At 40.9% G+C, this 12574-nt stretch carries 10 protein-coding genes; 5 read left to right on the top strand and 5 right to left on the bottom strand.

Translation table 11 applies throughout. From position 1 onward, the window contains the following. Nucleotides 1-35: 35 nt before the first annotated feature. From KMW37_RS09665 to KMW37_RS09655, 3 genes are all read right to left on the bottom strand, one after another. Entirely contained in the window at nucleotides 36-1046 is a 1011-nt protein-coding gene (locus KMW37_RS09665) for a zinc-binding alcohol dehydrogenase family protein (protein ID WP_215224413.1), read from the bottom strand. A 219-nt stretch (nucleotides 1047-1265) separates the two neighbouring features. Next, a complete protein-coding gene (gene fucP, locus KMW37_RS09660) occupies nucleotides 1266-2561 on the bottom strand; it encodes an L-fucose:H+ symporter permease (protein ID WP_215224412.1) in 1296 nt (431 codons plus the stop codon). Nucleotides 2562-2597: 36 nt separating this feature from the next. After that, the gene (locus tag KMW37_RS09655) at nucleotides 2598-3632 is read right to left on the bottom strand and encodes an aldo/keto reductase (RefSeq protein WP_215224411.1); all 1035 of its coding nucleotides are present in this window, start codon (nucleotides 3630-3632) and stop codon (nucleotides 2598-2600) included. 151 nt (nucleotides 3633-3783) lie between these two features. Between KMW37_RS09655 and KMW37_RS09650 the strand changes: the two genes are divergently transcribed. The 5 genes from KMW37_RS09650 (at nucleotide 3784) to KMW37_RS09630 (ending at nucleotide 9085) form a co-directional block, all read left to right on the top strand. Then, nucleotides 3784-4800 (top strand): LacI family DNA-binding transcriptional regulator, encoded by a 1017-nt coding sequence (locus tag KMW37_RS09650; RefSeq protein WP_215224410.1) that lies wholly within the window; start codon nucleotides 3784-3786, stop codon nucleotides 4798-4800. Between the two features lie 138 nt (nucleotides 4801-4938). Further along, entirely contained in the window at nucleotides 4939-5652 is a 714-nt protein-coding gene (locus KMW37_RS09645; protein WP_215224409.1) for an SH3 domain-containing protein, read from the top strand. An 83-nt stretch (nucleotides 5653-5735) separates the two neighbouring features. Continuing rightward, the gene (locus tag KMW37_RS09640; protein ID WP_215224408.1) at nucleotides 5736-6482 is read left to right on the top strand and encodes a VIT1/CCC1 transporter family protein; all 747 of its coding nucleotides are present in this window, start codon (nucleotides 5736-5738) and stop codon (nucleotides 6480-6482) included. Nucleotides 6483-6758: 276 nt separating this feature from the next. Then, a complete protein-coding gene (locus KMW37_RS09635) occupies nucleotides 6759-8003 on the top strand; it encodes a DEAD/DEAH box helicase (RefSeq protein WP_215224407.1) in 1245 nt (414 codons plus the stop codon). Between the two features lie 173 nt (nucleotides 8004-8176). After that, nucleotides 8177-9085 carry a mechanosensitive ion channel family protein gene (locus KMW37_RS09630; RefSeq protein ID WP_215224406.1) on the top strand — a complete coding sequence of 303 codons (909 nt, stop codon included), beginning with the start codon at nucleotides 8177-8179 and terminating at the stop codon, nucleotides 9083-9085. 152 nt (nucleotides 9086-9237) lie between these two features. Here the strand turns inward: KMW37_RS09630 and KMW37_RS09625 are convergent, their stop codons facing one another. Next, nucleotides 9238-10923 (bottom strand): ribulokinase, encoded by a 1686-nt coding sequence (locus KMW37_RS09625; protein WP_215224405.1) that lies wholly within the window; start codon nucleotides 10921-10923, stop codon nucleotides 9238-9240. 84 nt (nucleotides 10924-11007) lie between these two features. After that, nucleotides 11008-12555 carry an alpha-N-arabinofuranosidase gene (locus KMW37_RS09620; RefSeq protein WP_215224404.1) on the bottom strand — a complete coding sequence of 516 codons (1548 nt, stop codon included), beginning with the start codon at nucleotides 12553-12555 and terminating at the stop codon, nucleotides 11008-11010. Between the last annotated feature and the right edge of the window lie 19 nt (nucleotides 12556-12574).

The following is a 12574-nucleotide window of genomic DNA, read 5'->3' as shown; positions in this document are numbered from 1 at the left end:
AAAGCAAAAAAGTGGACTATTAAGTCCACTTTTACTTATAAATTCACCATTGCCTTGATCACTTTATTGGAGGGATCCAGCCAAGAAGAAAAATCATTTTTGACCTGGTCAAAACCAACCTCATGTGTTATATAAGAGGCTGCTTTTACTTTTTTGTCCTTAAGCGCACTTAACACATTATCAAAATCTTCCCTTGTAGCATTTCTACTGCTCATCAAGGTAGACTCTCTCTTATGGAAATCTGGATGGCTAAAAGCTATTTCGCCCTTTTGTAATCCTACTAACACATATCTTCCTCCATGCGCCATCAGCTCAAAGCCATTATGGATGGCCATGGCACTGCCAGTAGCGTCAATCACAGATTCAGCAAATCCACCCGATGTGATTTTTTCTATTTCGGCTTTATAGTCTCCTTTGGCATTCACCGTATATTCAATTCCCAAAACCTCCCGGCAAAATGCCAATCGATCTTCATTGATATCCATAGCAATAACTTTACCGCCAGCAATTCTTGCAAACTCCATCACGCCTAATCCAATAGGGCCTGCCCCCATCACTATCACAAACTCTCCAGGATTAACTCCTGCCCTTCTCACTCCATGAGCACCAATAGCCAATGGTTCTGCTAAGGCCAGTTCCTCAAGGCTCAACCCTTCCTTTTTGATCAGCGAAGAACTTGGTACTGATATATATTCCTTCATTCCCCCATCCTCATGAACACCAAACACGCTTATGCTTACGCAGCAATTCGGCTTTCCAGCCTTACAGGCCACGCATTCTCCACAACTGAAATAAGGAATAATACTCACCAAATCCCCCTTGGAAAAACCTTCAGCACCATCTACTGCTGCCAATTCACCGGAAAGCTCATGACCTAATACCCTTGGATAATTAAAATAGGGTTGGGTACCTTCATAAGCATGTAAATCGGTACCACAAATCCCGATCCTCTTGACCTTGATGATGGCCTTGCCTGGTTCAAGTTGGGGTTCTTGAGCTTCCCCATACCCAAATTCACCTGGTTTATTACAAGTCAATATTTTCATTTTCCACTTCGATTTTTCTCAGTCACTTTCTTAAAGAACTGCTGAGCTAAGTTCAATAATTAAAATCCAGATTTAATGCTGCTATGTTAGCCAAATTAAATTGTTGTCAGGCTGAGCGCCCGCCTTCCGGAGGACAGGGAGTCGAGGCCACTCCCCCCTTCGACTCCGCTCAAGGTGACATTATTAAAGTATTTTCTTATCTAACAACATTCACCCAGATTAGGCATGTTGGGCCATAGCTGGAATCTCCTTTTTATGTCTATAATGATAAATACCATAAACCACCACCAAAAGATAGCAGAATGCGGGTACAAAGAATGAAATATGGATGCTCTCAAAGCTATCAGAAACAAAACCTTGAATCACAGGGAAAACTGCTCCGCCCAAAATCGCCATGATCAAACCAGATCCACCAAGTTTGGTATCGTCTCCAAGTCCTTCAGCTGCCAATCCATAAATGGTAGGGAACATCAAAGACATACATCCTGAAATACCCACCAATGCGATGGCTCCTACCATTCCACCACCAAAGATCACCACAAATGTCAGCCCAATAGCTATTGCTGCCGAAATGGCTATCAACATACTCGGACGGATAAACTTCATCAAGGCAGTAAACAAGAATCTACTGGCAGTAAATAGAACCAACCCCGCTAAATAATAATCAGAAGCGTCACTCTCATTCAGTTGAAGTTCCATCATAATATATCGAATGGTAAATGACCAAACACCGATTTGGGCACCGATATAAAAGAACATGGTCAATACGCCAAAAGTATAGTTTTTGTTGGCAAAAAGACGCTTAAAGCCATTGGATAGAGAGTCATGCTGAACATCTTCTGAAGCTTTAGGCATTTTGGTGAATTTTATCAGCATCCACACCAAAACCAAGAATAAAGCAACACCAACATAGGTTCCCATGACCGCATCCAGTTCGGCCTGCTGAACTTGTTGAAGCTCTGCTGCAGTCATTTTGCCCCTATCCTCTGCTTCAGCCACATTGAGTTGGGAAAGAATAAATACCTTACTTAGCACCACCCCAATAATAGATCCAACTGGATTAAATGACTGTGCCAAGTTCAACCTTCTAGTGGCTGATTCTTCTGGCCCCATTACCATGATATAAGGGTTGGCTGAAGTTTCCAAGATAGAAAGTCCACCAGCCAACACATAAAGGGCAAAAAGGAAAAACCCATAGGACATCAGAATACTAGCAGGATAAAACAATAATCCCCCAACGGCAAAAAGTCCCAATCCCAATAATACGCCTGATTTATAGGTGTATTTTTTTATATAAATAGCTGCAGGTAAGGCCAAGCAGAAATACGCCCCGTAAAAGGCCATCTGAATCCAGGAAGTCTGGGTATCAGTCATGCTGAGGATTTTCTTAAAAGCCGCCAACAAGGTATCTGTCATATTATTGGCCAAGCCCCAAAGTAGAAAAAGACTGGTCAGTAAAATAAAAGGCAATAATGTCTCTTTGGACACCAGCCTTGATTTAGTTTGGTTATTCATTTTATATGAGGGTAAATTGATAATTTATAATAATACTTAAACTGGACTATATTCATGCAATAATCCCCTATTTTTTAGTTCTGCCCAAAACTCATCCGGCAACTTATTGACAGTGGAATCCACATTTCTTTTCACTTTATCGGGTTCAGTAGTACTAAGCGCCACACTCGTCACACCTGGTGCTGAAAGCCCAAATTGCACACATGCATGGGCAGGGGAAACGCCAAAATCTTGGCATGCAGCAAAGAACTTATCCCTCCAGTCAAACTTTTGCTTGTTTTCCGGAGTATCAGGTTTGATCAACTGGTAGTCATAATAATCTCCACCCACCAAAAAACCCGACTGGAATACTGCTGAATTCAAAATTCCAACACCGTCATCTGCCAATCGCTGCATAAATGCCATTAAGTCTTGTGGATGGGAAATAATGGTCATACTGTTGGCAAACATGACCCAATCTAATTTGATATGTTCATAAATCCGAGGAATCACCTTCCAGTCTTTCGCACCAACCCCTATCCCTTTCACAAGGCCTTTTTTCTTCAAATCCTCCAGCGCTCGATACGCTTCAAGGATATCTTCGAATAAAGCGGCTTCCTCAGCTTCATTTTTAGCATTGGCCAGGTATTCATCTGGATCATGAACAGAAGCCAACTGTGTGGAATATCCCTGGAGCAATTCATTGCCTTCTTCAAAGCATTCCAATATGCCATTGTAACTGATTTTCTGAACGGCATCATGTTTAAGATCCCTCCATACTCCTTTTTCAAAAGTAGGTTCTGAACCTAGAAGTGGACTCCTTACCCAGCCCAATTTATTGCTAACCACAACTTCATCTTTTGGAATATTAAGGGCATTCAAGGCATTGCCTAATGATTCCAGCGCAAGGCCAGCACCATACTTTCCGGCCGAATCAAAAAATGTCTGGGGTTGGGTGTATTTTATACTCTCTTTAACTAATTCTTCTTTCACTTTTGGGTCAAGGGCTGTAAATAAATTGCCCAATGCACTAGTTCCAAAAACGATTGATGGTACTTGAATACCGGTATTACCTAAGGGTTTTAATGTCATCTTTAATATGTTATCCTGGGAAAACTGACGTGAAATATAAATAATTATTTGTTCAAAAAAAGCCTTCAAAGTTCCTTCAATCCAGCCCATCCACCTGCAAAGGTTTGTGCAAAGCTTTGCAGGTGAAATATTTTTTCAATTTATTTGAATTATGAAGAAAAAGAGGATCACCCTTAAGGACATAGCCAAAGAGCTCAATGTCTCAATTTCTACTGTTTCTAGGGCTTTGAAGGACCATCCTGATATAGACAAAACGCTGACAAAAAAAATAAAGGCCTTAGCGCAAAAGTGGAATTATATACCCAATCCGCTTGCCATGGGATTGCTACGACAACAAACCCGCGTAATTGGAGTTATTGTCCCAGATTTGGTGACCTACTTTTTTTCCTCCATCATTTCAGGTATTGAGGAAGAGCTGCAGCAGGCGGGATACTATATCGTCATTTCTTCCTCCAAGGAATCCATGGAAAAAGAAATTGAATCAGTAAACAACCTCCTGAACTTAAGAATTGATGGCCTTATAGTTTGCCTGGCACAAGACAGCAGCAATACCAAACATTTCGAAAAGGTTTTGGAACATGATGTCCCCTTGGTTTTCTTTGACAGGGTTTGTTTGGAAAAAAAGGTTTCCACTGTAGTAGTGGACAACATTTCCATGGCCAAAGATATTACTACCCATTTTTATAAAAATGGAGCAAAAAGAATTGCCCATATTACTGGCCCCAAACATTTGAATATAGTACAAGAAAGAACCGAAGGCTACTTAAAAGGTCTGGATCAAGTAGGCTTAGAATATGATCCTAAATATTTGATTCGTACTGACCTTTCTCCTGAAAACGCTACAAAAGCCACGCAAAAATTACTTAACCTTCCTTCCCCTCCGGATGCCATCCTAGGAGTCAACGATACGGTGATCTTCGCCACCATGAAAGAAATTAAAAGTAGGGGACTTTCCATTCCAGAAGATATCATGTTGGCCGGTTTCTCTGATGAGTTTCACGCTACCGTAGTGGAACCCAACTTGACTTCAGTGGCCCACCCTACTCATGAAATTGGACGTAATGCGGCCAAATTAATCTTGGAACAAATAGAGGAAAGTCGCTCCATTCAGAAAAAAATCGTTCTAAATACTGAATTACATGTCCGCGAATCCTCTCAAAGAAAATAAACCTTTTTGTAGCACACCTCCATCAAACTATGTTTTAACCTGTTAATTACCTATATTAGATACAATTAATTGCTTTTTAACCTATGCGCTTTATCCTTGTACTAATTTATCCTTAACCACACATAAACTGTACATGCTATGAAAAAGCTCATTTTCCTCCTCTATTTTACTGTATGGGGAGGAGCTAGTATTGCCTCTAATTTTACCGCTGGATCGACTGTTTTCGTTATTGATTTTCAAGGTACAGAATTGAAGAAAAAACCCAATTCCAATGCCAAAGTACTTGATATGCTCCTTCCGGGAGATCCATTAACGATCATCAATAACACCAATAAAAGTATCCAGTTCTCCATTTTTGTTCAATTCCACATGAATGGAGTATGGCTTGAGGTCAAAACAGCTGATGGTCGTAAGGGCTATATCTTTAGTGGAGATGTTTCCAATATCCCACCTCAGGTAGATGAATTCCCATACCAACCTTTGCGCATTGACCTCCTGGGAGATGAAATCAAAACCGATACCTATAAAGATTCTGTTAATATTTATGGGCAGCTGTTTGAGGTAGATTCCGAGAAAACCACATTTGATCACGGCACCTATATAATTTCCTCATATGAAGGCTGTCAATCCAGAATTTATAGCTTTACCGAACTTAGCTTCAATGAAGTTTTTCATCAAATGAGGAATATGTATCTATCCATAGATGAGGAGACAGGCGAAGTCATCAGCCCGAGACTTATCCGAAGGAATGAAAACGAATTTGTTTTTTCACTTCCCAAGTCCTCAGGAGAAGTGAAAATCGTTGTGCAGAAAAATGGCGTAATAGACATTCAAACTTTCTATTGTTCCTGATCCGTATCACCTATTCGACTGCTAGTCTTATCCTTAAATTTCATTATATTGAGAGAGATCATTTTATATTCCCACTTATAATTATGAATATAGAAGAAGGAGATATCTCAAAAGGACACCTGGAACAGGAAAACGCGGTTCCTTCTCATTTTGAAAAATATTTGGCCGAATTTGTCTATGGAGGCATTGATGGATGCGTCACCACCTTCGCTGTAGTAGCGGGATCAGTAGGCGCAGGACTTGATAGTGCGATTATCATCATCCTGGGATTTGCCAACCTATTGGCTGATGGTTTTTCCATGTCCATAGGTGCCTATTTATCCGCAAAATCAGAAAGGGACAATTACCATAAACACCGAAATCGGGAATATTGGGAGATCAGACATATGCCTGAGGATGAAAAAGAAGAAATCAGGGCTATTTACCGTGAAAAGGGATTTAATGGGGAATTATTGGAGCAGGTGGTCAGCACGATCACGAGTGATCGCGACAGATGGGTGGATGTTATGATGAAGGAAGAATTGGAGATGATCAAAGACAAAAAGTCTCCTCTGCTGATTGGCTTCTTTACCTATATCTCATTTATCTCAGTTGGCCTAATACCTTTGTTTGTATATGTTTGGGATTTTTTCATTCCATTAGATCTGAATATTTTTCTCATCACTTCTATACTAACTGGAGCTGGTTTTATACTTATAGGCTTACTAAAAACCTATGTCAACCAGACAAAAATGTGGAAAGGGGCCTTAGAAACCTTGCTCCTAGGCGCTGTAGCTGCCATTGTTGCTTATTATGTAGGTGATATTTTAGACCACTTACTTTCCAGATAATTACATGAGATTTATTATTGAAAAGAGGTTTCTCCTATTATGACATAATTACATGTTGCACAGTATAATAAGTTTAGATACCATTTAATCTGCTCTTTTTTTGATACCTTTGCTTGTTGAGAACTTCCAAAATCAAATTATTCTTTTCTCCCACAGGAACATTTACCTCCCGAATTCTGGGGATTTTGCTGATTTGAATGCATCTGTGCAAGTAGCCTCCACAAATAATTTATTATCAATTGGATCATCCATAAGGTGTTCCTTATGACACGAAATATGAAATTTGACGATTTGAGGATTATTCCTCCTATACTTAAAGCATTAAAAGACAAAAACTATTCTGAGCCAACTTCTATTCAGGAGCAGGCCATTCCCCTTATACTCCAGGGCAACGATGTACTGGGCTGCGCACAAACAGGTACCGGAAAAACTGCCGCTTTTTCCATTCCTATTATTCAGCACATCCACCAAGCTCCTTATGCCAATGACCCTTGGCCAAAAATCCGTTCATTGATTGTCACACCTACTAGGGAGCTGGCCATTCAAATCGGGGAGAATATTGAACGATATGCCAAATACACTAAAATTAAACATACGGTAATCTTTGGGGGTGTCAAGCAGGGACAACAGGTAGAAAAACTCAAAAAAGGAGTCCATATTCTTGTGGCCACACCAGGTAGGCTTTTGGACCTGATCGATCAGGGACATATCAGCCTTAAGTCTGTGGACCTTTTTGTATTGGATGAGGCAGATAGGATGCTGGACATGGGATTTATCAATGATATCAAAAAACTGCTGAAGATACTCCCTACTAAAAGACAATCCCTCTTTTTCTCGGCCACCATGCCTGACAATATCCTTAGTCTTTCTAAACAAATATTACATCAGCCCCAAAAAGTAGAAGTTACTCCCGTTTCCTCCACTGCTGAGACCATCCAGCAATATGTGTATTACACCAATAAAAGCAGCAAAAAAGCCTTGCTCCTGCATATTTTGGAGGATGAAAAGATTGATCAAGTTCTCTTATTTTCAAGGACAAAACATGGTGCTGACAGAATTGTAAGGGACCTAAAAAAGAAGCAGATACACGCTGCAGCCATCCATGGAGACAAAGCCCAAAACCAAAGACAAAAGGTGCTTAAGGACTTTAAAGGAGGAAAGATAAGGGTCTTGGTAGCTACAGATATTGCTGCCAGAGGAATTGATATTGACAAACTGAAATATGTGATCAATTTCGATATTCCCGAAGCCGCTGAAACTTATATCCACCGTATTGGACGTTCTGGTAGAGCTGGAGAAGCTGGAATTGCGCTTTCGCTTTGTGAGCCAGAGGAAAATGCTTATGTAAAGGACATTGAAAAATTGGCCAATAAGAAGATCAACGTGGCAAAAGACCATCCTTTTCCTCAGACGGAAAAGCCCATGAATGCCCAGCAGAAAAAAGAATTCAACAAAGAAAAGCAAAGACGCAAGCAGGAATTCTTTGCCAACCGCAAAAAGAATGGTGGTGGAAGAAGATAAGCCTGTATGATTCTTTTTCTTGTTTGAAAACATAAAAGAGCCTGGCCATTGATTCAAAACTCAATTGGGCAGGCTCTTTTATTTCACACCCTCCATATCAAGCACAGATTATCAGACAATTCAATATCAATATTCCAAAAAAACATTACATTAGGTTAAGCTAACAACAACCTATGGAACAAGGAGAAGGAGATATTTCTACCATCTTACAATCCGTTAAGGATTCATGGAACAATTTTCTGGAGAATATTCCAGGCATCATATTGGGACTGGTCATTATCATCCTTGGCTATCTCATCGCAAAGAAAATTGGCTCATTAACCCAACAAAAAATTTCCCGAAGGTCCAGTGATCCCCTTATGAGCAAATTTTTGGGGAATGCCGTAAAGATTGGTTTATTTATCCTAGCGATCATTTGGGCTATGAATATTGCCGGCCTTGGGGCCATCACCGCCTTTTTATTGACCTCTTTGGGTGCTTCTGCTATCATTATAGGATTTGCTTTTAAAGACATCGGGGAGAACTTTATAAGTGGAATAATTTTAGCCTTTAACCGTCCATTTAATGTAAACGATACTGTGGAAATTGGTGAGCTCTTTGGCAAGATCAAATCTCTAGAGTTCAGGTATACCAAACTTAAGACCTTTGACGGGAGAGATGTCTATATTCCTAACAGTGATGTATTAAAAAAGCCTGTCATCAACTATACCGAAGATGGCTTCTTTAGATGGGATTTTGTGGTGGGGCTCGCTTATGAAGATGACCTGGATCAAGCCAAGGAAATTATCATGGAAACAGTCAACAAACACCCTTCTATTGTGCAAGACGGTATCCATGAAAATTATGTCGCTGAAGATGCTTTGGCTACCAGCACAGTAAACCTTAAAGTCTTTTTTTGGGTAAACACCTTTGAATTCAGAAAAGAAGCCGTGATGGTGAAAGGAGAAATCATCAAGCAAGTCAAACAGGCATTGGAAACTAATGGCTTTGCTTTACCTAGTGATATTATTGAAGTCAAATTATATGGCAGTCAAAAAGAGTTGCCCGTCAAAATACTGAAAGAGAAAAATGGAAAAACATAAAACAGGTTTTCTCATAAGTCTGAAATACGTCATCACGAGTGAAGCAAAGTGATCTCGAAGTACTCACAATGTACATATAGGGAGATTGCTTCTCTTCGCTATCGCTACAATCGCGATGACGTGGATTTTTGAGACAGCCTGTTTGTTGGCTGTTAGTCGGCTAAAGCCACTGATTTCTTACCTTCAACGAAGGCCCCAAATTCAGTATAATCTCGGTATAATTTTTCATAAACCTTTACATTTTCAGCAACCGGCTCATAGATCGCATCGAAACCATTGGACATGGCGGCAATGGCTGCTTCCGTATTTGGATGGATACCTGCAGCTACCGAGGCATACATAGCAGCCCCTAGTGCTGGAGCTTGGTCAGAAGTAGCTATTTTAATAGGCATATTCAAGACATCTGCCATAGTCTGCATGACCAGCTTGGATTTTTTGGCCACTCCACCCATTCCAATTACCGTATCGATTTGTACCCCTTCTTCTCTAAAGCGATCCACAATCTTTTTGGAACCAAAACAGATTGACTCTACCAATGCCTTAAATACCCTGGCAGCATCAGTCCCCATGCTCAAGCCCATTAAAGCACCCTTCAATCCTTGATTGGCATCAGGGGTTCTCCGCCCATTTACCCAATCAAGGGCAATAGGAGCTGTTTCTGATAATGGAATTTGCAAAGCTTCCTCAGAAAGTTTGATCAAGAGTTGGCTATCTATTTCAGCAATAAGGGCCGCTTTTTCCTCTTCCTTTATTGTCTGGCTTGCTTGGATCAAGGTGGCAGTCGGTTTGGTGATCAAATCCTTAAACCAAGCCAACACATCGCCGAATCCAGACTGCCCAGCTTCCAAGCCCACTGTTCCTGGCACCACTGAACCATCTACTTGCCCACAAATTCCTTTTACTAAATTATCTCCAATGGCATCATAAGAAGCCACCATAATATCACAGGTAGAGGTTCCCATAACCTTAACCAAGGTGTTCTCTGTTACTTCGCCTCCTACCGCTCCGGCATGCGCATCAAAGGTACCCACAGCTACAACTGTGTCAGGACTAAGTCCGAGTTTCCCTGCCCAAGCAGCGCTTAATTTACCAGCTGGCAAATCTGAGGTATAGGTTTCAGTATATAATCGATCTCTAAGCTCGGCAAGTCGTGGATCCAATTTTTCCAAGAACTCTTTGGGTGGTAATCCTTCCCAGCTTTCATGCCACAGGGCTTTATGACCGGCCGCACATCTGCTTCTTTTAAATGCAAGTGGATCTTCTGCCCCTATCAGCTCAGCAGTGACCACATCACAATGCTCCATCCAAGAGTAGGCGGCATCCGCCACAGCCTCATCTTCTCGGATTACATGCAATATTTTGGCCCAAAACCACTCTGAAGAATAAATTCCTCCTTCATACTTAGTGAAATCTTCACCTCCCCAAGTCCTGGCCAATTCATTGATTTCATCAGCCTCCTTGATGGCCGTATGGTCTTTCCAAAGTACCATCATGGCATTGGGGTTCTCTGCAAATTCCGAGGACAGTGCCAAGGGTTTTCCTTTCTGATCCACAGCCATCGGAGATGAACCAGTAGTATCCACACAGATTCCTTTGATTTGCTCTGCAGGGATTCCGGACTCCTTCACTACTGCCTTTATGGTTACTTCCAATCCTTCCAAATGATCCAAAGGATGTTGTCTGAATTGGTTTTCAATGGGCTTGCAATATTTCCCTTCTTTCCACCGAGGATACCAGAACACATGACTGGCTTTGATCTCCCCATTTTCTGTATTGACAATCACCGCTCTTACTGAATCCGAGCCATAGTCAAGGCCGATGACAAAGTTATCCTTCATTGCATATTTTGGTTTATTATTGTTAATCTCTCACAAAATAGGAAGTCTTCACTTTTAGTATAAAGAATCCTTAATTATAATGACTTACTTTACCCTAAGAACGACTACTGATTTAGCTGGTACTTTTACTTCTAACACATCTTTAGCCCATTCAAAATCTTTAAATTCCTTGATGCTTACCACATCAGTTTCATCAAAGGTATTATGGGAATTCAAATCAGTAGCAGTCAAATATCTACCGCTTACATCTTTTGCTTGTGTGCCATGAAGGAATACATCTAAGTCAATTGCTTTTTCAGGATCTACATTCGCTATACTGATATTGACAGTGCCATCTTCAGAAAGTGAAGAAGAAACATTCAAGGCTTCGATTTTGGTACCTCCTGCTTCTACCATCTCCGACTCTACATAACTTGGAAGTAAAGTCGCATCCATGTGTGGTTTGTAGAGGTCAAAAACATGGTAAGTTGGGGTGAGTAACATCTTATCCTCATCGGTCAAGATCAATGCCTGTAACACGTTCACTGTTTGTGCCAAGTTGGCCATATGAACCCTATCAGCATGTTTGTTGAATGTATTCAGGGTAATTGCAGCCACAAAAGCATCCCTAAGGGTGTTTTGCTGATAAAGGAAACCAGGGTTGGTATTAGGCTCCACATCATACCAAGTACCCCATTCATCCACGATCAATTTCACTCTTTTTCGTGGATCGTATTTGTCCATAATGGTCTCATGTCTAGTCAGTAATTCATCCATGAATGCTGCCTTTTGCAAGGTCAAAAGGTATTCTTCTTTGGAGAAATCTGTTGAAGATCCTTTGTTTCCCCAACTTCCAGGAACGGTATAATAATGCAAGGACATGGCATCCATCATATGCAAAGGAATCTTTTGCATCAATACCTCTGTCCAATTATAATCTGTGGAATTGGCTCCACCAGCTATTTTATACAATTTTGCTCCTGGATAATCCCTGGCAAAAGTGGCATACCTTCTGTATTCATTGGCATAATATTCCGGGGTCATATTACCTCCACAGCCCCAACTTTCATTTCCTACCCCCCAATACTTGATTTGCCAAGGTTCTTCTCTCCCATTTTTCTTTCTCAAATCAGCCATTGGGCTCACACCATCAAAGTTGATGTATTCTACCCATTTTGACATTTCCTCCACAGAGCCACTTCCAACATTTCCTGTGATATAAGGCTCTGTTTCCAAAAGCTCAACAAAACCAAAAAACTCATGTGTCCCGAAGGAATTGTCTTCAGTTACTCCACCCCAGTGGGTATTGATCATTTTTGGTCTCTCACTTCTTGGGCCAATGCCATCTGTCCAATGGTATTCATCTGCGAAACAGCCACCTGGCCATCTCAGGTTTGGAATATCAAGATTTTTCAAAGCTTGAAATACATCGGTTCTGTAGCCATTGATGTTTTCTATATCTGAATCAGGGCCTACCCAGATCCCACCATAGATACAACGTCCAAGGTGTTCACTGAAATGTCCATAAATATGTCGGCTAATTTGGGTCTTCCCCTGGTCAGCATTGATGACCAGTTTGTTTTGGGCCTGTACTTTGAGGCCTGACAGCATCATCACTGCCACAATCAGCCCACCAATTAATGTTTTCTTCATGATATTCTGAGGTTTATTG

Origin of the sequence: Echinicola shivajiensis (assembly GCF_018642165.1) — a bacterium.
Lineage (GTDB): Bacteria > Bacteroidota > Bacteroidia > Cytophagales > Cyclobacteriaceae > Echinicola > Echinicola shivajiensis.
Note: the sequence above shows the minus strand (reverse complement) of the source record. Positions and strands in the feature narration are given on the sequence as shown.